The sequence below is a fragment of the Aestuariivita boseongensis genome, from assembly GCF_001262635.1.
GTDB classification, from domain to species: domain Bacteria; phylum Pseudomonadota; class Alphaproteobacteria; order Rhodobacterales; family Rhodobacteraceae; genus Aestuariivita; species Aestuariivita boseongensis.
The window spans coordinates 39,164-60,419 of sequence record NZ_JXYH01000021.1 but is presented as its reverse complement, the minus strand read 5'-3'; the positions used below and the strand labels follow the sequence as shown (position 1 = coordinate 60,419).

Genomic DNA, 21,256 nt, shown 5'->3' with positions numbered 1-21,256 from the left:
CAAGTCCCGCCCTACTCCGCCGCCTCCGCATACTCCTCCATCGGAGGGCAGGTACACACCAGATGGCGGTCGCCCCAGGCGTTGTCCACCCGGTTCACCGGCGGCCAGTATTTGTCCACCCGGAACGCACCCGGGGGAAAGCAGCCTTGTTCGCGGGTGTAAGGACGGTCCCAGTCGCGCACCAGATCCTCCATCGTGTGGGGGGCGAGTTTCAGGGGGTTCACCTCGCGGTCGATCTTGCCCTCTTCGATCTCGGCGATCTCGGCGCGGATGGCGAGCATGGCGTCGCAGAAGCGGTCAAGCTCGGCCTTGGTCTCGCTCTCCGTCGGTTCGATCATCAAGGTGCCTGCCACGGGCCAGCTCATCGTGGGGGCGTGAAAGCCATTGTCGATCAGGCGTTTGGCAATATCGTCCACGGTCACACCGGCACTTTCGGCGTAAGGCCGTGTGTCGATGATGCATTCATGCGCGATGCGGCCCTGACGCCCGCGATAGAGCACATCAAACGCACCCTCCAGCCGTTTGGCGATGTAATTGGCGTTCAGGATCGCGACACGGGTGGCCTGGGTCAGACCTTCGCCGCCCATCATCAGACAATAGGCCCAGCTGATCGGCAGCAGAGACGGAGAGCCGAAAGGCGCGGCCGATACCGGGCCCTGATCGCCGCCGGTCATCGGATGGCCGGGCAGATGCGGGACTAGGTGTTCCTTCACGCCGATGGGACCCATGCCGGGGCCGCCGCCGCCATGAGGGATGCAGAAGGTTTTGTGAAGGTTGAGATGGCTTACATCACCGCCCAGGTCTCCGGGGCGTGATAGCCCCACCATCGCGTTCATATTGGCCCCGTCGATATAGACCTGGCCGCCATGTTTGTGCGTTATGTCGCAAACCTCGGTCACGGTTTCCTCGAACACGCCGTGGGTCGAGGGGTAGGTGATCATGCAACCCGCAAGGTTTTCGGAATGCTGTTCGGCCTTGGCGCGGAAATCGTCGAGATCGATATCGCCGTTGTCGGCCGATTTCACCGGCACGACCTTCCAACCCACCATCTGCGCTGAGGCCGGGTTCGTGCCATGGGCGCTCATCGGGATGAGGCAGACATTGCGGTGCCCCTGCCCCTGCGCGCGGTGATAGGCGGCAATGGTCAGGAGGCCCGCATACTCGCCCTGCGCGCCAGAATTGGGCTGCATGGAGATGGCGGCATAGCCGGTGATATCGCAAAGCTTCTGGCTCAGATCCTCGATCAGGTGGGTATAACCCGCGGCCTGATCGGTCGGGCAGAAGGGATGCAGGAGCGAGAATTCGCGCCAGCTGACCGGCATCATTTCGGCCGCCGAATTCAGCTTCATCGTGCACGACCCCAGCGGGATCATCGCGCGATCCAACGCAAGGTCACGGTCGGCGAGGCGGCGCATGTAGCGCATCATCTCGGTTTCGGCCCGGTTCATGTGGAAGATCGGGTGGGTGAGATACTCGGTCTCGCGGATCAGCTTTTCGGGGACGTGGTAATGGGGCGTGTAATCCTTGTCGGCCCGTTCGATGCCGAAGGCGCGCCAGACGGATTCGATCACTGCCGGCCGTGTGGCCTCGTCCAGGGTGATGCCCACTTTGGTTGTGCCGACGGCGCGCAGGTTCACGCCCTCATCCACCGCCGATTTGAGGACGGCCTGTTGCAGCGGGCCGACCTCCACTGTGATCGTGTCGAAGAAGGTGGCGGGGCGGACGTCGAAACCGGCCTGTTTCAGCCCTTCGGCGAGGCGCGCGGTCTTGCGGTGGATCCGCTGCGCGATGGCTTTCAGGCCTTCTGGTCCGTGGAAGACCGCATAGAACGAGGCCATCACGGCCAGCAGCGCTTGCGCGGTGCAGACATTGGACGTGGCCTTTTCGCGGCGGATATGCTGTTCGCGGGTCTGGAGCGACAGGCGATAGGCACGGTTGCCGTGGCTGTCGATGGAGACACCGACGATGCGGCCCGGCATCGACCGGGCATAGGCCTGTTTGGTGGCCATGTAAGCCGCATGCGGACCGCCATAGCCCATGGGCACACCGAACCGCTGGGCGCTGCCCACCGCGATATCCGCGCCCATTGCGCCGGGTTCCTTGAAGAGCGTCAAAGACAGCGGATCAGCGGAAATCACGCCGATGGCCTTGGCCTCGTGCAGCGCCGCAATCTGGGTGGTGAAATCGCGCAGGTGGCCATAGGTGCCGGGGAACTGGAAGATCGCACCGAAGACCTTGTCGGCCTCCATCGCGTCGGGATCGCCCACAATCACCTCAATGCCCAGCGGCGCGGCCCGGGTCTGGATCACGGCGATGTTCTGCGGGTGGCAATTTTCATCGACAAAGAACGCGGTGGCTTTCGACTTGGCCACGCGCTGCGCCATTGTCATGGCCTCCGCGCAGGCGGTGGCCTCGTCCAGCAGCGAGGCATTGGCGATCTCAAGCCCGGTCAGGTCCGAGATCATGGTCTGGAAATTCAGAAGTGCTTCAAGACGGCCCTGTGAAATCTCGGGCTGGTAGGGCGTGTAGGCCGTGTACCAGGCCGGGTTTTCCAGAATGTTCCGCTGTATTGCCGGAGGTGTGACCGTGCCGTGATACCCCTGCCCGATCAGGCTGACCAAGACCTTGTTCTTGGCCGCCACCTGCCGCATGTGGTGCAAAAGCTCTCGTTCCGACAGAGCCTTGCCGAAATTCAGCGGCTCTTTCTGTCGGATCGCTTCGGGCACGGTTTCATCGATCAGTTGATCAAGAGACGATACCCCCAGCACAGAAAGCATTTCCTCCATCTCGGCCGGGCTGGGGCCGATATGGCGGCGATTGGCAAAATCATAGGGCAGGTAATCGGTGGGGGTGAAGGTCATGCGCGTGCGCTCCTCGCGAAATGCTGCTTCTTTCTGGCCACAAATACCCAATCCGACGTCAGACGCCGGCCGGGCATCAGCCAATGAAATCCTTGTAGGCAGCCTCATCCATATAGTCGTCCATCTGCGACAGGTCCGATGGATTGATCTTGAAGAACCACGCCTCGCCTTCGGGGTCTTCATTGACCTTGGCTGGCGCGTCCACAATGGCCTCGTTCACCTCGACAATCTCTCCGTCCAGCGGCGCGAGGATGTCGGAAGCCGCCTTGACGCTTTCGATCACCACGATCTCCTCATCCTTGCTGACCTCGGTGCCGACTTCGGGCAGTTCGACAAAGACCACATCGCCCAGCTGTTCGGCGGCGTGTTCGGTGATGCCCACGACGATCAGATCGCCCTCTTCCATCAGCCATTCATGTTCTTCGGTGTATTTCATGGTGAGACGTCCCTGTTCCTTACCGTTTGAAATTGGCCGCCACGAAGGGCAGCGGGGTGGTGACGAGGGGCAAACGTTTGCCCCTGAGTTCGCCGAACACATGTGTGCCCGGTGCGCAAAGATCCGTAGGCAAATACCCCATGGCGACGGGACCGCCCACCGTCGGGCCAAACCCGCCGGAGGTGATGTGGCCGACCGGTTCGCCTCCTTCCAGATCGCTGAAAAGGGGCACACCTTCACGCATGGGCGCGCGGCCTTCGGGCAGAAGGCCCACGCGGCTGCGTTCGGTCACGGCGGTCAGTTGCGGCAGGATGATATCGGCGCCGGGAAAACCGCCTGCGCGCGCGCCACCGGCGCGGCGGATGGTCTGGATCGCCCAGCTCAGGCCCGCTTCGACGGGTGTGGTGGTTGTGTCGATGTCATGGCCGTAAAGGCAGAGGCCAGCCTCCAGACGCAGGCTGTCACGCGCGCCAAGGCCAATGGGTTCGACCTGCGTATGCTCCAGCAGCTTGCGCGCCAGTGGGGTGGCCTGACCCGGGGCCACCGAAATCTCGTACCCGTCCTCGCCGGTGTAACCGGAGCGGGAGGCCCAGACCTCGATCCCGTCCAGCGTCAAGGCACGCACATCCATGAACCGCATGTCCGCCGCAGCGGGATCCAGCGCGGCCAGCACCGCTTCGGAGGCCGGGCCCTGCAGAGCGATCAAGGCGCGGTCCAGTTCGTCAATTGTTAGGGATGCGGGCAGGTTCGCGCGCATATGGGCGATGTCGTCTTCCTTGCAGGCGGCGTTGATCACGACAAACAGCGCATCACCGCGCCGGGCGAACATCAGGTCATCGGCGATCCCTCCCATGGGCGTGGTGAAAAACCCGTATCGCTGGCGGCCATCGGCCAGACCCAGCACATTTTGCGGCACAAGGGTTTCGAAGGCGCTTGCGACCTCTTCCCAATTGCTGCCGGAAATCAGGACCTGTCCCATATGGCTGACGTCGAAGAGCCCGGCGGCCGCGCGAGTGTGCAGATGTTCCTTCATCACGCCCGCGGGATACTGCACCGGCATCTCATAACCCGCAAAGGGCACCATTTTTGCACCCAGCTCCAGATGCAGATCGTAAAGCGGTGTGCGGTGCAGATCAGTCATGGCGCGCCCTGACTGCCTGTTGGATCATGTGTCTGGTCATTCGGCATCCTCCTCCGCACGATGGCAGGGTGTTTCAGATGCCCCCTCTGTCCTTTCGCCTGAGATCGTTATCCCTTCGGCGCCCTGATCGGTGTCAGGATCTCTCCAGAGTCTTGTCGATGTGCGTCCGGTCCTTGGGCCTGAGAGTTTCCGGGGCGGTTGCTCCTTCGGCACCGACATGTGTCGATTCTCCCGTATGCATGGGTATACGGGTATAGCGCCCCGCCATCCGGGGCAAGATCAAACTGCGCCGCATTGGGACGGTTGACGCGCAGGCCCGCGCTGTGACCAGATGGCCCGGAAAGACAGGACTGGCATGAAACTGACCCCCAACCCCTTTCGCGGCGGCGACGGCCCCACCTTTGACATCGGCGCAGAGGTTCCCGCGCCTTCGGTAGATGCCGAAGCCCCGTTGGCGCTGTTGCGGCGCTGCCCGGCTTATGCACCCACACCACTGGTCGATCACGCCGAGCTGGCCAACCAGCTGGGGGTGGCCGCGTGTTGGATCAAGGATGAACGCGGGCGCATGGGGCTGGGCAGTTTCAAGGCGCTTGGCGCGGCTTATGTGATTGCCCATGACGCGATGGCGGCAAATCCCGACGCACCGCAGACGGCGCTGGCCGGGCGCACCTATGTCACTGCCAGCGCGGGCAATCACGGCATGTCGGTGGCCGCAGGCGCACGGGTCTTTGGCGCACGGGCGGTTGTCTATATCGCCGACACGGTGCCGGAAGCCTTTGCCGAACGGCTGCGCGCCAAGGGGGCCGAGGTTGTGCGCGAAGGTGCCATATACGAAGACAGCATGGCAGCGGCGGCAAGGGCCGCGCAGGACAAGGGCTGGCAGCTTTTGTCGGACAGTTCCTGGCCGGGATACATGGACGCGCCCCACCGTCTGATGGAGGGATATCTTGCGCTGATGGCAGAGGCTTTCGGTCAAGTGCCGGAAAGCCCCACGCATATCTTCCTGCAGGCCGGTGTCGGCGGTCTGGCCGGCGCATGTGCGGCCATCGCGCGCGATCACTGGGGCGACGCCCCGCAGATCATCGTGGTGGAGCCCAAGGCGGCACCGGCGCTTGAGGCCTCCATCCGGGCTGGGCGTTTCGTGGCGACGCAAGGTCCGGCCTCGGCCATGGGGCGGCTGGATTGCAAGGAGGCCTCTCTGATTGCGCTGAAAGGGCTGGCGCGGGATGCCGACGGGTTTGCCCTGATCTCCGAGGAGGAGGCGCAAGAGGCCACCGATGCGATGGCGGCGATGGGGTTTGAGACCACCCCGTCCGGCGTGGCGGGGCTGGCTGCAGCCCTGGCAGACCATCAGGGGCTTTGCGGGCTGGATGCGGCGTCCCGCGTTCTGGTGATCCTGAGCGAAGGGCCGGAGGCGTGATCTTCGCGCAAGCAGAATATGAGGCCCGCACGGCCCGCGCGCAGGCCGAAATGGCGCGACAGGGCTTTGATGCCTTGTTGCTGACAACCGAGCCTGAGGTGCGCTATTTCACCGGATTTCTGACGCGCTTCTGGGAAAGCCCGACCCGGCCCTGGTTCGTGATCGTGCCACGGCAGGGCCGCCCCGTGGCGGTGATCCCTTCGATCGGCGCACCACTGATGGCGCGCGGCTGGGTCACGGATATCCGCACCTGGCGCGCGCCGGATCTTGAGGATGACGGCATCACCCTTCTGGTGGCCACGCTGCGCGAGCTGGCGGGCCGGGACGGTCAGATCGCCACTCCGACGGGGCACGAGACACATATGCGCCTGCCGCTTTCCGATCTGGACCGGGTGCGAAACGCGGTCACTCTGGTAAGTGATGGTGGGCTGATGCGCGCGTTGCGGCTGGTAAAGTCCGCGCCCGAGATCGCCAAGATCCGCGCGGCCTGCGCCATTGCCGACCGCGCCTTCGCCCGTGTGCCCGAGATCGCGCGCGCAGCTGTGGGACTGGATCAGGTGTTCCGCCGTTTCCAGATGCTGTGCCTTGATGAGGGGGCCGATTGGGTGCCCTATCTGGCGGGCGCAGCGGAGGCAGGGGGATATGCCGATGTGATCTCTCCGGCCGGGCCGGAGCCGCTTTGCCCGGGCGATTTGCTGATGCTGGATACCGGACTGGTGCGGGAGGGGTATTTTTGCGACTTCGACCGGAATTTCTCGGTCGGGCCGCCCAGCGCTGCGGTGGCCGATGCGCATGCAACGCTGATCGCCGCAACCAGCGCGGGCTTTGACGCCGCGCGACCGGGTGCGACGGCGGCGGATCTGTTTCACGCCATGGACGTAGTCTGCACCGGCGGTGCGGGCGGGTCGGATGCGGGGCGTCTGGGCCATGGGCTGGGGATGCAGTTGACGGAGTGGCCCTCGCTGATCCCGGCGGATCAGACGGTGTTAAAGCCCGGCATGGTATTGACGCTGGAGCCGGGCGTGGATCTGGGCGGGGGCAGGATCATGGTGCATGAGGAAAACATCGTCATCACTGATGAGGGGGCGGAATGGCTTTCGACCCCGCGGGGTCCTGACATCGAGGTGCTGGACGGATGAGCGCGCCCTACCCCTATGATCTGACGCCGTCGGATGGCCCTTTCCTGGGCCTTGTGGCGCTGCAAAGCGACCAGACCATCGAAAGCGATTTGCGGCGGATGCTGCCCTCTGGCTCAGAGCTCTATGTCAGCCGCGTGCCCAGCGCGGCGGAGGTGACCTCTGAAAACCTCGCACAGATGGAGCGGCATCTGACACAGGCCGCGTCATTGTTGCCACCGCAGGTGATGTATGACGTTGTGGGCTATGGCTGCACATCCGGGACCGCTGAAATCGGGGTGGAGGTCGTGACCCGCCATGTGCAGGCGGGCACCCGCACCCGCGCGGTGACCCAGCCGGTCAGTGCGCTTCTGGCAGCCTGCGATACCTTGGGGCTGCGCCGGATCGCGATCCTTTCGCCTTATGTGGCCGAAGTGTCGGACACTCTGCGCCGCGTATTGGCCGAGGCCGGGGTGGACACACCCGTCTTCGGATCGTTCCACGAGGCGGAAGAGGCGCGCGTGGTCCGCATCGACCGCGCGTCGATCGAGGCAGCTGCGCGCGATCTGATGCGTGATGCGCAGGTGGATGGGCTGTTTCTGTCCTGCACCAATCTGCGCACGCTCGATGCGATCAAACCGTTGGAGGACGCGTTGGGCGTACCGGTGCTGTCAAGCAATCTGGTGATCGGCTGGCATATGGCCGGTCTTGCAGGGCAGGCTTTGGTCACGGGCCCAGCAGAGGCGTTTGCGCGGGGAAGGCTTTTCGAAAAGCCTTTCTCCGGGCGCGCGATCTGACGGGGCGGAAGCAGGTTTTTCGAAAAACCTGCCCGCGCCCGGGATCATGCGGAAGGTTTGATCTTGGCTGTCGCTTCGATTTCCACCAACGCCTCGTCTTCCACCAGTGCCGAGACGACAACCATCGTCATCGCCGGGAAATGCCGGCCCAGCACCTTGCGGTACACCTCGCCCACTTCGCGCTGATGCGCCATGTAGGTCTTCTTGTCGGTCACATACCAGGTCAGGCGCACGATATCCGAAGCCTGCCCGCCTGCGGCTTCGACCACATCAAGAATGTTGCGCAGCGCCTGTTCCATCTGGCCGATGAAATCATGGGCCTCGAACACCTGATCGGCGGTCCAGCCGATCTGGCCGCCGACATAGAGTTCTCCATCCTCGGTCAGAACGCCGTTGGCGTATCCTTTGGCGGGTTTCCAGCCCTCTGGATGAATGATCCTGTGTGTCATGAAAGCTCTCCTATGTATTCGCTCAGCGCCGTGCGCAGATCATCGGGCCAGGGTTCCGGCCGGCCGGATTTGTCGATGCGCACAAGGGTGGAGTTGGCGGTAAATCGGGTTTCGTCGCCGCAGGTCGCGCGGAAGGCGAGCGACAGGCTGGTGCGGCCCAGTTTCGTCACGGCAAGCGAGATCGTCAGATCATCGCCATGGCGGCTGACGGCGGTGAATTGGGCGTGAATGTCGACGGTGGGGATATTGGCCGCCTCGTGCAGGACTTCCCATGGACAGCCCAGCGCCTGATCAAAGAACGCTTCGGTCGCGTCATTGATCATCTCGAAATACCGCGGGTAGAAGACGATCCCTGCCGGGTCACAATATTTGAAGATCACCTTTTGGGGATAGTCGAACGTCATCGCCTCAGACCCCCAGATAACGTTCGGTGACGTCATGGCCGAGCTTGTCAAAGCTGTCCGCCCAGACCGAGCGGCCCCGTTCGATGATCACCGCGCGATCGGCGATGGTGGACAGCTCCCGGATGGATTTGTCCACGACCAGCAGCGCGAGGCTGGTTTCGGCCTTCAGCCGTGCGATGGCGGCCCAGATGTCCTGGCGCACCACCGGGGCGAGCCCTTCGGTGGCTTCATCCAGGATCAGAAGGCGCGGGTTGGTCATCAGCGCGCGGCCGATGGCCAGCATCTGCTGTTCGCCACCCGAAAGGGAGGCCGCCATCTGGTCAGACCGTTCTTCCAGTCGCGGGAAGAGTTCGGCCACGCGTTTGAAATCCCATTCGCCCGGGCGGGCGGCGGCAATCAGGTTCTCATGGACGGTGAGGTTCGGAAAACAGCGCCGCCCCTCCGGCACCAGCCCGACGCCCGCCTGCGCTGCCTTGTGAGAGGCGAGCGCACCGATGTCCTTGCCGTCAAACGTCACGCTGCCCGACGATTGCCTCAGCATCCGGCAGATCACCTTGATCGTGGTGGTCTTACCCATGCCGTTGCGGCCCATCAGCGCCAGCACCTCACCTTCCTCAAGGCTCAGATCTACGCCAAAGAGCGCTTGGGAGGGGCCATAGAACGCCTCGATCCCGGAGAGGGTTAGCAGGCTCATGCCACGTCCTCCTCTCCCAGATAGGCAGTGCGCACGTCGCGGTTCGCGCGGATTTCGTCGCCGGTGCCGGTGGCGATGATTTCGCCGTAAACCAGCACGCTGATGCGGTCGGCCAGCGCGAAGACCGCGTCCATGTCGTGTTCGACGAGCAAGATGGGCGCTTCGTGTCGGAGGGTGTCGAGGAACCCGGTCAGGTTGCGCGATCCTTCCACGCCCAGCCCGGCCATGGGTTCGTCCATCAGAAAGGCCTTGGGTTTCAGTGTCAGCGCCACGGCCACCTCCAGCTGCCGCCGCTGACCGTGGGACAGATCGGCGGTGCGGGTGGCGGCCTGTTCCGTCAGGCCGACGCGGTCGAGCGCCGCATGGGCTTCTTCCAGCAGGCGCTTGTCCTTCATCACTGGTTTGAAGAACCGCATCACGCCGCCGTCGCGGCCCAGCGCGCCCAGGACGACATTTTGCAAAACGGTATATTCCATCGCCAATGAGCTGATCTGGAAAGTGCGCCCCAGACCGCGGCGCGCGCGGCCCACGGTATCCAGATGCGTGACATCTGAACCGTCAAACCAGACCTCTCCGCTGTCTGGCGCCATGTTCCCGGCGATCTGTTTGATCAGCGTGGATTTGCCCGCGCCGTTGGGGCCGATCAGCGCGTGGATCTCACCCGGGAAAAGATCAAGCGACACGTCATTGCAGGCCTTCAACGCCCCAAAGGATTTGGTGAGGCCCTTCGTGCGCAGGATCGGATCAGTCATGGGCCACCTCCCGCCCTGCCAGCGCGCCGATCAGCCCGCCGCGGGCAAATAGGACCACGGCCAGAAGGATCGCGCCGACATAGATCAGCCAGTAATCCGACACACCGCCCAGGAAGTGTTCCAGCAGGATGAATAGCCCTGCGCCGACCACCGGGCCGAATAGCCGCCCGATGCCGCCCAGGATGATGAAGACGATGAATTCGCCCGACATCTGCCAGCTGAACATCGTGGGCGCGACGAAGCGGTTGAGATCGGCAAAAAGCGCTCCCGCAAACCCGGTGATCGCACCTGAAATGACGAAGGCCACAAGGCGCAAGCGATACGCATCGACGCCCACAGTCTCCACCCGTTCAGCGTTCTGTCGGGTGGCGCCTAAGGCCAGTCCAAAGCGCGACCGCGCGAGGCGGGCCGACAGGAACAGCGCCGCGCCCAGGGCGACATAGGTGATCGCAAAGAACTGGATCGGGTCGAGCGTGTTCAGACCCGGAAAGGAGTTGCGCACATAGATGGGCAGGCCGTCCTCCCCCCCATAAGCGGGCCAGGAGATCGCGAAATAGTAGAACATCTGCCCGAAGGCGAGCGTGATCATGATGAAATAGACGCCGGAGGTGCGGATGGCGAGCGCTCCGATGACCAGCGCCACGAGGGCCGAGGTGATCACCGCGACCAGCCAGATGATCGGCATGGATTTGGTGCCATCGATGAGGAACGGCGCCTCCATGATCGGGATGAACAGCTGCGCGTGATGGGCGAGGATGCCCATGGAATAGCCGCCGATCCCGAAGAAGACCGCGTGGCCGAAGGACACCAGGCCACCCAGCCCCAGCACGATGTTCAGCCCTACGGCCGCCATGGCGAGGATGGCGACCTTGGTGGCCAGGGTGATGGTAAAGGGATTGCCGGTGAAATGGGCGATGATCGGAACGGCGGCCAGAAGGGCCATGATCGCTGTGTTCAAAAGCGCTTCGCGGGTCATCTTATGCGCTCCCGTAAAGGCCGGTGGGGCGGAAGATCAGCACCATCGCCATGAGGATGTAGATCAACATCGACGCAAGCGCCGATCCGGCAGCAGTCGCGGCACTTGGGTCCATGAAGGCGGTGAAGATGATGGGCAGCAGGAAGCGGCCCAGCGTGTCGGTCAAGCCCACAAGGATCGCGCCGACGAAGGCGCCTTTGATCGACCCGATGCCGCCGATCACGATGACCACGAAGGCGAGGATCAAGACGGGCTCGCCCATGCCAACTTCGACCGATTGGATCGCGCCGACCAGCGCTCCGGCAAAGCCTGCGAGTGCTGCGCCAAGGGCAAAGACGATGGTGTAGAGCTTGGAGATATCGACGCCAAGTGCAGCGATCATTTCCCGGTCGGATTCCCCTGCCCTGATACGGATGCCGATGCGCGTGCGGGCGATCAGCAGGAACAGCCCCGCGGCCACGACAAGGCCCATCACGATGATGGCAAGGCGATAGAGCGGATAGGAAAACGCGCCGATACTGACTGCGCCTGACAGCATGGCTGGCACGTCGAGGTAAAGCGGGAAAGAGCCAAAGAGCCACCGCGTGCCTTCGGAAAAGATCAGGATCAGGGCGAAAGTGGCCAGCACCTGATCGAGGTGATCGCGGTCATAAAGCCTTCGGATCACGGTGATTTCGACAATCGCCCCCATCATCGCAGCAGCCGCCAGCGCCGCGACCAGCCCCAGAAGGAAGCTGCCTGTCAGACCAGCCACCGCTGCAGCGGCAAAGGCGCCGACCATATAGAGCGAGCCATGCGCCAGGTTGATAATCCCCATCACGCCAAAAATCAGCGTCAGGCCAGCGGCCATCAGAAACAGCATCAGACCAAATTGCAGACCATTCAGCGTTTGTTCGAGCAGGAGGAGCGCGGTCATGTCTTATTGCCCTCCCCGCCCCGGGCTTGACCCGGGGCCCCCGTCGTGGCGAGGTCTGCCGAATTTCGAGCGAGGCCCTGGGGCAAGCCCGGGGCGACACTGCCAATGCTCAAAGTCATCCGGTTACATCCCGTGTTGTATGGTCGATCAAATCACGCGCGCAGGCGACAAGGGCGGTGTTGTCCGGCGCAGGCGTGCCGCCGGGCAGGTCAAGCACGTCTTCGAACCCGATGCGGGTGTCATGGCCTAACCGCGCGGCTTCGATCACCATAGGCCAGGCGCTTTGGTCTTGGCCGTGCAGCAGAATTGGCGCGCGCATGCCACGGGCGCGGAGCGCCTCGATACAGCGGGCGGCCTCGGTCCGGGCGGCGGGGCCCGGAACGTCGGGCATTTCGATCAGCACACGCAGCACAGCGGTTTTCGGGATCTCCCGGCAGAGCCGTTTGACATCGGCCATGGACCACACGCCCGCTTCGATCCCCACTCCGCGTTTGTGCATCATAGTGATGACATGGGCCGCGTCCGGTTCGTTCATGTTGACCGACACGTAATCGGGCAGTTGTTCCCAAGCCTCCAAATGCGCGTGGCGTTTCTTGCCGCCGGGCGCGATCCAGGCGCCTGTGCCAAGGCCGATCTTCATCTTGGGCACCGCCGCACGGATCGCTTTCAGCGCGGCGGCTACCTCGGCCGGGGCCAGTGTTTCAGCCCCGGCGATGTTGCGGGGATGGATATGCAGTTCCTGCGCGCCGGCCTTGCGCACAGCAAGCGCGTCAGCCGCCAGTTCCCTGGCTGTCAGGGGCACCCCCGGAGCTTCCGCCCGGGTGCGCCCGCCATTCAGGCACGCCTGCAACATGTCCGTCCCCGCCCCGGTCTTGTCCGATTACATGTTGCAGTCGCCGAAATAGGCGTCTGTGTGATCGGTTGCAGCTACGCCAACGATGCGGTTGGTGACAACGTCGCCTTCCTTGACCACCTCACGCATCAGGATGTCCTGAACGGGGTGATTGTTCGATCCAAAGCTGAACTTGCCACGGACCGATTGGAAATCCGCCTCTTTCAGCGCGGCGCGGAAGGCATCGGTGTCGGACACATCGGCCTTTTCCATTGCACTCAGAAGCAGCAGCGCGGTGTCATAGCCCTGCGCCGCATAAAGCGAAGGCAGACGGCCATAAGCTTCCTGGAACGACGACACGAATTCGGCGTTGCCTGGCACGTCCAGATCCTTGGACCAATGCGCAGTGTTCTTCACGCCAAGAGCTGCTTCGCCAATCGCACCCAGGATGCCCTGATCGAAGGAGAACGCAGGACCCATCACGGTCTTGTCCACGCCCGAGCCGGCAAATTGCTTCATGAAGGAAATCCCCATGCCGCCGGGCAGGAAGAAATAGATCGTGTCCGCGTCCGAGGCACGCATCTGCGCGATCTCGGCAGCGTAGTCGGTCTGGCCCAGTTTGGTGTAAACCTCCTCGGTGACCTCGCCTTCGAAGAAGCGCTTGAAGCCCGCGATCATGTCCTGACCAGCGGGATAGTTGGGCGCCATCAGGAAGACCTTTTCAACCCCGTTGTCGTTGGCCCACATCGCGGCGGCTTCGTTAAAGGCGTCGTTCTGCCAGCTCACGTTGAAGTAATTCGGATGACAGCCCTTGCCCGCCAGTTGCGAGGGGCCCGCATTGGGCGAGAGGTAAAACTTGCCCTGCGCCACCGCTGCCGGCGCTACCGCCAGCGCGAGGTTCGACCAGATGATGCCGGTCATGACATCCACGTTTTCGGCCTGGATCAATTTGTCGGCGGCCTGCACGGCCAGTTCCGGTTTGCGTTGATCGTCTTCGATCACGACCTCAACATCGTCGCGGCCCGATTGGTTGATCGCCAACATAAAGCCGTCGCGCACGTCAATGCCAAGGCCCGCGCCGCCACCAGACAGCGTGGTGATCATGCCAACCTTCAGCCCCTCTGCCGCGCCAGCCGTGGCCAGCGCGCTGAGGCAAACAGCGGCCATAAGTGATTTGAGTTTCATTGTGTCTTCTCCCGTTGAACGTTCCGAGGGGTATTTGCGCCGGTTTTCACCCGGCTTTTTTCGCCTTGGCCGCGCCATCCCTCTTTGCGCGACGGGCCGGATGTTCAGACTGCCCCGCGCATGCGCAGGGGGCAAGGCTTTGCGTTACCCCTCTCTCAGGCGGAAGCGTTGGATCTTCCCGGTTTGGGTTTTCGGCAGCTCGGCACAGAACTTGACCGAGCGGGGGTATTTGTAGGGGGCGATGGTCTGTTTGACGTGATCCTGCAGATCGCGGATCATCTGATCGCTGGCCGCGTGGCCTGCCATCAACACCACATGCGCCTCCACAATCGCACCACGCTCTTCGTTCGGAACGCCGATCACCGCGCATTCGGCGACAGCAGTGTGGGACAGAAGGGCCGCTTCGACCTCGGGTCCCGCAATGTTGTAGCCCGATGAAATGATCATGTCGTCATTGCGCGCGGCAAAGTGGAGATAGCCATCCTCATCCATCACGAAGGTATCGCCGGTGATGTTCCAGCCGTTTTGCACATAGGCCTTCTGCCGCTCATCGGCGAGGTACCTGCACCCCGTCGGCCCCCGCACCGCCAGACGCCCCGGCGTGCCGGGTTCGACCTCATCCCCCGCCTCATCGACCACCTTCGCCTCATAGCCGGTGACTGGCTTGCCAGTGCAAGCCGGTTTGTGATCATCGAAACGGTTGGTGATGAAGATATGCAGCATCTCCGTCGCACCGATCCCATCCAGCATCGGCTTGCCGGTTTTGGCAATCCAGTCATCATAGACGGGTTTCGGCAACGTCTCCCCCGCCGACACGGCGGCGCGGAGGGACGACAGGTCCGCCCCCTCCTCCATCGCAGTCAGCATCGCGCGATAGGCGGTGGGCGCGGTGAAGCAGACCGTTGCTTTGAACTGCTGAATGATCTCGATCATGTTGGGCGGGGTTGCTTGTTCCAAAAGCGTCGCTGCCGCGCCAAAGCGCAAGGGGAAGATCGCCAGACCACCCAGGCCAAAGGTAAACGCCAGAGGCGGAGAGCCTACGAAGACATCTTCTGGCGTGACCTTCAGCACCTCTTTCGCATAGCCATCCGCGATGATCAGAAGATCGCGGTGAAAATGCATTGTGGCCTTCGGGTTGCCCGTGGTGCCCGAGGTGAAGCCCAAAAGCGCCACGTCATCGCGACCGGTTTTCACCGCCTCGTATTGCACGGGCTTTTGCAGGGCGAGCCGGTCCAATTCGGCATCGTGGTTTTGCGTGCCGTCAAACCCGATCACCTTCTTGAGAAATTTCGAGGATTTCGCACAGGTGACCAGTTCATCCATCAGCCTTGTGTCGCAAAGCGCAAACTCAATCTCCGCCTTGTCGACAATCGCACCCAACTCACCCGAGCGCAGCATCGGCATGGTGTTGACCACCACCGCGCCCACCTTGGTCGCCGCCAACCACGCCGCCACCATCGCCGGGTTGTTGGCCGACCGGATCAGCACCCGGTTGCCCGGCTTCACGCCCAGATCATCGACCAGCGCATGGGCCAGGCGGTTGGTCCAATCGGTGAGTTCCTTATAGGTGCGGCGGCGGCCATTGCCGATCAGCGCGGTGTGATCGCCAAAGCCCTTGGCAACCATCGCATCGGTCATCTCCACGGCAGCGTTCAGGTAATCGGGATAGTCGAACCCATCCAAAAGGAAATCGGGCCATTGATCCTGCGGCGGCAGGTTATCGCGTGCGAACGTGTCGATATGCGCGGATGGTCCCAACATGTCTTTCCCCCGATTACCTGTCTTTTGCCAAGGCGCCCAAGGTCTGACGCGCGATCACCACCTTTTGCACATCGGTGGCGCCTTCATAAATCCTGAGCGCACGGATCTCGCGATAGAGGCTCTCGACGATCTCACCCGAACGCACCCCGTCCCCGCCATGCAACTGCACCGCCGCATCGATCACGCGCTGTGCGGCCTCAGTGGCATGCAGCTTGGCCATCGCAGCCTCCCGCGTCACACGCGGCGCGCCCTGATCCTTCATCCACGCGGCGCGATAGATCAGCAGAGCACTGGCGTCGATCTCAACCGCCATATCGGCGATATGAGCCTGAACCATCTGCAAATCGGCCAGTGGCGCACCCTGCACCTCGCGAGTAGTGACACGCTGCACCGCCTCATCCAAAGCGCGGCGTGCAAAGCCCAGCGCGGCGGCGGCAACGGTGGAACGGAAGACATCCAGAACCGACATCGCAATCGCAAAGCCCTGCCCGGGCTGGCCGATCATCGCGCCTGCAGGGATCTTCACATCTGTGAACCGGAGCGTTGCCAGCGGGTGCGGCGCGATGGTGTCCAGCCGTTCGACCACCTCGAACCCCGGCAGATCCGGCGTCACCACGAAGGCCGACAGCCCCTTGGCGCCGGGTGCCTCCCCTGTGCGGGCGAAAAGCGTATAGACATCCGCGATCCCGCCGTTCGAAATCCAGGTCTTCTCGCCGTTCAGGACAAAGCCATTGCCGTCCCGTTCGGCCGTCATGGTGGAGTTCGCCACGTCCGATCCGGACCGAGGCTCTGTCAGCGCAAAGGCCGAAATCGCCTTCCCTGTACGCGTCTTCTCCAGCCACTGCTTCTGCTCGTCATCGCCGAAAAGCGAAATCGCGCCTGTCCCAAGCCCTTGCATGGCAAAGGAAAAATCCGCCAGCCCATCATGGCGCGCCAAGGTCTCCCGGATCAGGCAAAGCGTGCGCACATCCAGATCGCCGCCCGTATGCCGCAACCAGCCCCCGCGCCCCAGATCCGCCACCAGCGACCGGCAGGCCGCGTCCACATCCGCGTGATCGACGGGCAAATGCTTGGCCGCCCAATCATCCAGCGCTTCGGCCAATGCGCGGTGGCGGTCGTCAAAAAACGGCCAGTCGAGGAAGCTGCGATCAGGCATTTTGGCGCGCCCCTGTCTTCTTCTCTTTCCAAATACGGAAATCCACCGCTCAGTCCCCCTCAAAGACAGGTTTTTCCTTGGCGACAAAGGCGTTGTAGGCGCGTTCGAAATCGCCCGTCTGCATGCAGATCGCCTGAGCCTGCGCCTCGGCCTCGATGGCCTGTTCGATCGACATAGACCATTCCTGCGCCAGCATGGTCTTGGTCATCATATGCGCGAAGTTGGGGCCAGCGGCGATGCGTTCGGCCCATTGCTGTGCCTCCGCCTCCAGCGCGTCTGCGGTCACAAGCTTGTTGAAGAACCCCCAGCGCTCGCCCTCTTCGGCACTCATCGACCGCCCGGTGTACAAAAGCTCCGCCGCACGTCCCTGCCCGATAATCCGCGGCAGGATCGCACAAGCGCCCATGTCGCAGCCGGCCAAGCCCACTCGTGTGAACAGAAACGCCGTCTTCGCCTCGGGCGTGCCGATCCGCAGATCCGAGGCCATCGCGATGATCGCGCCCGCGCCCACGCAGATGCCGTCAATCGCCGCGATCACCGGCTTGCCGCAATTCACCATCGCCTTGACCAGATCGCCGGTCATGCGGGTGAACTGCAAGAGTTCCTTCATGTTCATCCGGGTGAGCGGGCCGATGATGTCATGCACATCACCACCCGAGCTGAAATTGCCGCCGTTCGAGGCAAAGACCACCGCCTTGATCTCATCATCATAAACCAGTGCCCGGAACCAATCGCGCAGCTCGGCATAGCTGTCGAAGGTCAACGGGTTCTTCCGGTCGGGCCGGTTCAGCGACACGGTCGCGATGCCGTTCTCCACCCGGCTCAGAAAATGTGTGGTCTCATGCGCCATGACGCTCCCCTTCTTTCATCAATGCGCTCAGGCGGTCAGCCATCTCCTGCGCCTCTTGCGCGTCCAACCCCGACAGCGCGTCGTTGATCCAGGCCTCATGCTCCGCCGCCTGCCGCGCGAATTCTTCTTCGCCCTTGGCTGTCAGCCGCACGGCCGAGGCGCGCCTGTCCCCCTCAACCGCCGCGCGCTGGACAAAGCCCTCGTCCACCAACCGCTCGATAATTCCGGTGACATTGCCATTCGACACCCGCAGCACGCCCGACAGTTCCGACATCTTCAGCCCATCGCGATGCCGCGACAGCGCGGCCATCACATCGAACCGAGGCAGCGTTGTGCCATGATCCAGCCGCAGCTTTTCGCGCAGATCGCTTTCGATGCTGCGGGTCACCCGCAAAAGCCGCAGCCACAGCCGCAAGCGCGACTTGCTGTCGGGCTCGATCCGAGACCGATCCGGGGCCAGCGTCATATCTCCCCCCCTGACACGCTCAGCGCATGGCCATTGATCATCGTGGCGTCTTCGGAGGCAAGGAAGCGGACCGCCGCAACCACCTCGTCCGGCGTGATCATGCGCTTCATCGGATTACGACCAACAAGCTTGGAAGCCGCCGTGTCGTAATCCAGGTTCATACGGTTCATCACGTTCTGCACTGCGTTCTGGGCAATCTCGGTATCGACAAAACCGGGGCAAACCGCGTTGCAGGTGATCCCCTGCCGGGCAACTTCGATGGCCAGCGACCGGACAAGCCCCAGAACCCCGTGTTTCGAGGCAACATAAGGCGCGATATTCGCCCCGCCCTGCAGGCTGGCGGTCGAGGCCATGGCAATGAGCCGCCCCCCCGAGCCCATCTCGCGCAGCGCCTCGCGGAAGGTCAGGAACACGCCGGTCATGTTGACGCGCAAGGTCTGCTCCCATGCTTCAAGCGTGGTCTTGGCGACAGGCCCGCCCGGCGCGATCCCGGCATTCGCCACAACCACATCGAAGGGCTTGTCGAAGAGGGCAGCCACCTGCGCCTCATCCGTGACATCGGCGACGCGGCACTCCATCCCGCGCCCGTCATCGGTTTCCTCCAAGGCATCCAGACGGCGGCCTGAAATCACGACCTGATCGCCCGCGGCGGCAAAATCGCGGGCGATGGCCCGGCCGATCCCGGACCCGCCGCCGGTGACCAGAACGCGCCTCATGCGCGGATCTCCTCGGCCTGGGCTTTGTCGGCCAGACGCCACATCTGATCGCGGCCGGCCTCATAAGGTTTGGGCCAGACGGCCAGACGATCCCCGATCTCGGTCCCGGCGCGCAGTGTCCAGTAGGGATCGGCCAGATGTGGCCGCGCCAGGCAGACCAGATCGGCGCGACCCGCCAGCAGGATCGAGTTGACGTGATCCGGCTCGTAAATATTCCCTACGGCCATCGTGTGAATGCCCGCCTCGTTCCGGATCCGGTCCGAGAATGGCGTCTGGAACATCCGGCCATAGACCGGTTGCGCCTCGATGGTGGTTTGGCCTGCAGACACATCGACGATATCCGCACCCGCGTCCGAGAACATCTTGGCGATCTGCACGGCCTCTTCGGGGGTCACGCCATCCTCGCCCACCCAGTCATTGGCCGAAATCCGAACAGACATGGGTTTGTGATCCGGCCAGACCGCGCGCATCGCGTTGAAGACTTCCAGCGGATAGCGCATGCGGTTTTCCAGGCTGCCCCCATATTCATCCGTGCGCACATTCGAGACGGGCGAGATGAAGGACGAAATCAGATAGCCATGGGCCGCGTGCAGTTCGATCATGTCGAACCCGGCCCGCTCGGCCATGGCAGCGGCATCGGCAAATTGCTGTGTGACCTCATCCATATCGGCGCGCGTCATTTCACGAGGCACCGCATTGTCGGGCGACCACGGGATGGGGGAGGCCGAAATCAACTCCCAATTCCCATCCTTGAGCGGCGCATCCATCACCTCCCAGCCCAGCTGGGTCGACCCCTTGCGCCCGGAGTGCCCGATCTGGCAGCAGATTTTGGCATCCGTTTCGGCGTGCACGAAATCGGTCAGACGTGTCCACGCGGCCTCATGTTCCGGCGCGTACAGGCCGGGGCAGCCCGGTGTGATCCTGCCCGTGTCGCTCACGCATGTCATCTCGGTGTAAACCAGCCCAGCGCCGCCTTTGGCGCGTTCGCCATAATGGATCAGATGCCAATCCGTGGGCGCGCCATCGACGGCCTTATATTGCGCCATGGGGGAGACGACGACGCGATTGGTCAACTCCATCTCGCGCAGTTTGAAGGGGGCGAACATCGGTGCGCGCACCGGCTCATTCGGACCAACGCCTGCGCGGGTCTGGAACCACCGTTCGGCGCTTTCCAGCCATTTGGGGTCCCGCTCGCGCAGGTTCTCGTGACTGATCCGTTGTGACCGGGTCAGCATGGAATAGTTCAGCTGAACCGGATCCAGCTCCAGATAGCGCTCCACATCCTCGAACCATTCCAGCGAGTTGCGCGCCGCCGATTGCAGCCGCAGCACTTCGAGGCGCCGTTCATCCTCATATCGCTCAAACGCCTTTTCCAGCGTCGGCTCATCGGTCACCAGATGCGCCAGCGCCGAGGCGCTTTCCATCGCCAGTTTCGTCCCCGAGCCGATGGAGAAATGCGCCGTGGCGGAGGCATCGCCCAAGAGAACCACGTTCTTATGCGCCCATTTTTCGCAGAGCACGCGCGGGAACTGGATCCAGGCCGAGCCGCGAATGTGGTTGGCATTGGTCATCAGGGAATGACCGTCGAGGTAATCCTTGAAGATCTCTTCACAGGTGGCGATGGTTTCTTCCTGCGTCATCTCGCCAAAGCCAAAGGCCTCGAAGGTCTCCGGCCCGCATTCCACAAGGAAAGTCGCTGTGTCATCGTCAAATTGATAGGCATGGACCCAGATCCAGCCCTTGTCGGTCTTTTCAAAGATGAAGGTGAAGGCATCGTCAAATTTCTGATGCGTCCCCATCCACATGAAATAGCATTTGCGCACATCGATATCAGGCTTGAACGCGTCCTTGAATTCCATCCGCGTTTTCGAATTCAGGCCGTCTGCCGCCACGACGATGTCATAGTCATCCATATAGGCCGAGGCGCTTTCGACTTCAGTCTCGAACCGCATCTCCACGCCCAGCTCGCGCGCGCGCTCCTGCAACAGCAAAAGCAGCTTCTTGCGTCCGATCCCGCAGAACCCATGGCCCGAGGACACCAGCTTCTGGCCCTGATGATGAAGCGCGATATCATCCCAGTAAGCGAAATTCTTGCGGATCGACGCGGCGCTGACCGGGTCATTCTTTTCCAGGTTCTCCAGCGTTTCGTCTGACAGCACGACGCCCCAGCCGAACGTGTCATCAGGGCGGTTGCGTTCCAGAACCGTGACCTGCGCATCGGGCTGGCGCAGTTTCAGCGTGATGGCGAAATAAAGACCGGCGGGACCACCGCCCAGACACAGCGCTTTCACGGCACACTCCCCATTGTGGTTGGCAGTTTGGACAGAGC

At 62.8% G+C, this 21,256-nt stretch carries 20 protein-coding genes and 1 riboswitch; of the genes, 3 read left to right on the top strand and 17 right to left on the bottom strand.

Annotated features, from left to right (window positions below; all coding sequences use genetic code 11):
* Positions 1–11: 11 nt before the first annotated feature.
* The 3 genes from gcvP to gcvT all read right to left on the bottom strand — a co-directional run bounded on the left by gcvP (position 12) and on the right by gcvT (position 4,438).
* Positions 12–2,861 carry an aminomethyl-transferring glycine dehydrogenase gene (gcvP, locus tag TR61_RS10240; RefSeq protein ID WP_050929893.1) on the bottom strand — a complete coding sequence of 950 codons (2,850 nt, stop codon included), beginning with the start codon at positions 2,859–2,861 and terminating at the stop codon, positions 12–14.
* Between the two features lie 76 nt (positions 2,862–2,937).
* Entirely contained in the window at positions 2,938–3,297 is a 360-nt protein-coding gene (gene gcvH / locus TR61_RS10235) for a glycine cleavage system protein GcvH (RefSeq protein ID WP_050929892.1), read from the bottom strand.
* Positions 3,298–3,316: 19 nt separating this feature from the next.
* Entirely contained in the window at positions 3,317–4,438 is a 1,122-nt protein-coding gene (gcvT, locus tag TR61_RS10230; RefSeq protein WP_050929891.1) for a glycine cleavage system aminomethyltransferase GcvT, read from the bottom strand.
* Between the two features lie 157 nt (positions 4,439–4,595).
* Positions 4,596–4,682: riboswitch (glycine riboswitch) on the bottom strand.
* A gap of 111 nt (positions 4,683–4,793) precedes the next feature.
* On the opposite strand from gcvT, the gene TR61_RS10225 reads away from it, so the two are divergent.
* From TR61_RS10225 to TR61_RS10215, 3 genes are read left to right on the top strand one after another with little or no spacing between them, the layout of a single operon-like run.
* Positions 4,794–5,858, top strand: a complete 1,065-nt coding sequence (locus TR61_RS10225) for a pyridoxal-phosphate dependent enzyme (protein WP_050929890.1) — start codon at positions 4,794–4,796, stop codon at positions 5,856–5,858.
* Positions 5,855–6,997: a M24 family metallopeptidase gene (locus tag TR61_RS10220; RefSeq protein ID WP_281178068.1), complete on the top strand. Its 1,143-nt coding sequence runs from the start codon at positions 5,855–5,857 to the stop codon at positions 6,995–6,997. The genes TR61_RS10225 and TR61_RS10220 overlap by 4 nt, the downstream gene beginning before the upstream one ends.
* Complete coding sequence (locus tag TR61_RS10215) at positions 6,994–7,770, top strand: maleate cis-trans isomerase family protein (RefSeq protein ID WP_050929889.1); 777 nt, start codon at positions 6,994–6,996, stop codon at positions 7,768–7,770. Before TR61_RS10220 ends, TR61_RS10215 begins: the two co-directional genes overlap by 4 nt.
* Positions 7,771–7,814: 44 nt before the next feature.
* Here the strand turns inward: TR61_RS10215 and TR61_RS10210 are convergent, their stop codons facing one another.
* The 14 genes from TR61_RS10210 to TR61_RS10145 form a co-directional block, all read right to left on the bottom strand.
* Positions 7,815–8,219 (bottom strand): RidA family protein, encoded by a 405-nt coding sequence (locus tag TR61_RS10210; RefSeq protein WP_050929888.1) that lies wholly within the window; start codon positions 8,217–8,219, stop codon positions 7,815–7,817.
* Entirely contained in the window at positions 8,216–8,623 is a 408-nt protein-coding gene (locus tag TR61_RS10205; RefSeq protein WP_050929887.1) for an acyl-CoA thioesterase, read from the bottom strand. The genes TR61_RS10210 and TR61_RS10205 overlap by 4 nt, the downstream gene beginning before the upstream one ends.
* A 4-nt stretch (positions 8,624–8,627) precedes the next feature.
* The gene (locus tag TR61_RS10200; protein WP_050929886.1) at positions 8,628–9,317 is read right to left on the bottom strand and encodes an ABC transporter ATP-binding protein; all 690 of its coding nucleotides are present in this window, start codon (positions 9,315–9,317) and stop codon (positions 8,628–8,630) included.
* On the bottom strand, positions 9,314–10,069 hold the full coding sequence (locus TR61_RS10195) for an ABC transporter ATP-binding protein (protein WP_050929885.1): 756 nt from the start codon (positions 10,067–10,069) through the stop codon (positions 9,314–9,316). The genes TR61_RS10200 and TR61_RS10195 overlap by 4 nt, the downstream gene beginning before the upstream one ends.
* Positions 10,062–11,045 (bottom strand): branched-chain amino acid ABC transporter permease, encoded by a 984-nt coding sequence (locus tag TR61_RS10190; protein WP_050929884.1) that lies wholly within the window; start codon positions 11,043–11,045, stop codon positions 10,062–10,064. The genes TR61_RS10195 and TR61_RS10190 overlap by 8 nt, the downstream gene beginning before the upstream one ends.
* Before the next feature lies 1 nt (position 11,046).
* Complete coding sequence (locus TR61_RS10185) at positions 11,047–11,961, bottom strand: branched-chain amino acid ABC transporter permease (protein WP_050929883.1); 915 nt, start codon at positions 11,959–11,961, stop codon at positions 11,047–11,049.
* A 115-nt stretch (positions 11,962–12,076) separates the two neighbouring features.
* Entirely contained in the window at positions 12,077–12,814 is a 738-nt protein-coding gene (locus tag TR61_RS10180; protein WP_050929882.1) for a 3-keto-5-aminohexanoate cleavage protein, read from the bottom strand.
* Between the two features lie 27 nt (positions 12,815–12,841).
* On the bottom strand, positions 12,842–13,978 hold the full coding sequence (locus TR61_RS10175) for an ABC transporter substrate-binding protein (RefSeq protein ID WP_050929881.1): 1,137 nt from the start codon (positions 13,976–13,978) through the stop codon (positions 12,842–12,844).
* A gap of 144 nt (positions 13,979–14,122) precedes the next feature.
* Positions 14,123–15,739, bottom strand: a complete 1,617-nt coding sequence (locus tag TR61_RS10170) for an AMP-binding protein (protein WP_050929880.1) — start codon at positions 15,737–15,739, stop codon at positions 14,123–14,125.
* Between the two features lie 13 nt (positions 15,740–15,752).
* Complete coding sequence (locus TR61_RS10165) at positions 15,753–16,895, bottom strand: acyl-CoA dehydrogenase family protein (RefSeq protein WP_050929879.1); 1,143 nt, start codon at positions 16,893–16,895, stop codon at positions 15,753–15,755.
* Between the two features lie 49 nt (positions 16,896–16,944).
* On the bottom strand, positions 16,945–17,745 hold the full coding sequence (locus TR61_RS10160; protein ID WP_050929878.1) for an enoyl-CoA hydratase family protein: 801 nt from the start codon (positions 17,743–17,745) through the stop codon (positions 16,945–16,947).
* Positions 17,735–18,211: a MarR family winged helix-turn-helix transcriptional regulator gene (locus TR61_RS10155; RefSeq protein ID WP_050929877.1), complete on the bottom strand. Its 477-nt coding sequence runs from the start codon at positions 18,209–18,211 to the stop codon at positions 17,735–17,737. Before TR61_RS10155 ends, TR61_RS10160 begins: the two co-directional genes overlap by 11 nt.
* Positions 18,208–18,927 carry an SDR family NAD(P)-dependent oxidoreductase gene (locus TR61_RS10150; RefSeq protein WP_050929876.1) on the bottom strand — a complete coding sequence of 240 codons (720 nt, stop codon included), beginning with the start codon at positions 18,925–18,927 and terminating at the stop codon, positions 18,208–18,210. The genes TR61_RS10155 and TR61_RS10150 overlap by 4 nt, the downstream gene beginning before the upstream one ends.
* A complete protein-coding gene (locus TR61_RS10145; protein WP_050929875.1) occupies positions 18,924–21,218 on the bottom strand; it encodes a bifunctional salicylyl-CoA 5-hydroxylase/oxidoreductase in 2,295 nt (764 codons plus the stop codon). Before TR61_RS10145 ends, TR61_RS10150 begins: the two co-directional genes overlap by 4 nt.
* Positions 21,219–21,256: the final 38 nt, after the last annotated feature.

Excerpts from the sequence above, each read along its gene's own strand:
- gcvP (WP_050929893.1), bottom strand. The coding sequence starts at position 2,861 with ATGACCTTCACCCCCACCGATTACCTGCCCTATGATTTTGCCAATCGC.
- gcvH (WP_050929892.1), bottom strand. The coding sequence starts at position 3,297 with ATGAAATACACCGAAGAACATGAATGGCTGATGGAAGAGGGCGATCTG.
- gcvT (WP_050929891.1), bottom strand. The coding sequence starts at position 4,438 with ATGACTGATCTGCACCGCACACCGCTTTACGATCTGCATCTGGAGCTG.
- TR61_RS10225 (WP_050929890.1), top strand. The coding sequence starts at position 4,794 with ATGAAACTGACCCCCAACCCCTTTCGCGGCGGCGACGGCCCCACCTTT.
- TR61_RS10215 (WP_050929889.1), top strand. The coding sequence starts at position 6,994 with ATGAGCGCGCCCTACCCCTATGATCTGACGCCGTCGGATGGCCCTTTC.
- TR61_RS10210 (WP_050929888.1), bottom strand. The coding sequence starts at position 8,219 with ATGACACACAGGATCATTCATCCAGAGGGCTGGAAACCCGCCAAAGGA.
- TR61_RS10205 (WP_050929887.1), bottom strand. The coding sequence starts at position 8,623 with ATGACGTTCGACTATCCCCAAAAGGTGATCTTCAAATATTGTGACCCG.
- TR61_RS10200 (WP_050929886.1), bottom strand. The coding sequence starts at position 9,317 with ATGAGCCTGCTAACCCTCTCCGGGATCGAGGCGTTCTATGGCCCCTCC.
- TR61_RS10195 (WP_050929885.1), bottom strand. The coding sequence starts at position 10,069 with ATGACTGATCCGATCCTGCGCACGAAGGGCCTCACCAAATCCTTTGGG.
- TR61_RS10190 (WP_050929884.1), bottom strand. The coding sequence starts at position 11,045 with ATGACCCGCGAAGCGCTTTTGAACACAGCGATCATGGCCCTTCTGGCC.
- TR61_RS10185 (WP_050929883.1), bottom strand. The coding sequence starts at position 11,961 with ATGACCGCGCTCCTCCTGCTCGAACAAACGCTGAATGGTCTGCAATTT.
- TR61_RS10180 (WP_050929882.1), bottom strand. The coding sequence starts at position 12,814 with ATGTTGCAGGCGTGCCTGAATGGCGGGCGCACCCGGGCGGAAGCTCCG.
- TR61_RS10175 (WP_050929881.1), bottom strand. The coding sequence starts at position 13,978 with ATGAAACTCAAATCACTTATGGCCGCTGTTTGCCTCAGCGCGCTGGCC.
- TR61_RS10170 (WP_050929880.1), bottom strand. The coding sequence starts at position 15,739 with ATGTTGGGACCATCCGCGCATATCGACACGTTCGCACGCGATAACCTG.
- TR61_RS10165 (WP_050929879.1), bottom strand. The coding sequence starts at position 16,895 with ATGCCTGATCGCAGCTTCCTCGACTGGCCGTTTTTTGACGACCGCCAC.
- TR61_RS10160 (WP_050929878.1), bottom strand. The coding sequence starts at position 17,745 with ATGGCGCATGAGACCACACATTTTCTGAGCCGGGTGGAGAACGGCATC.
- TR61_RS10155 (WP_050929877.1), bottom strand. The coding sequence starts at position 18,211 with ATGACGCTGGCCCCGGATCGGTCTCGGATCGAGCCCGACAGCAAGTCG.
- TR61_RS10150 (WP_050929876.1), bottom strand. The coding sequence starts at position 18,927 with ATGAGGCGCGTTCTGGTCACCGGCGGCGGGTCCGGGATCGGCCGGGCC.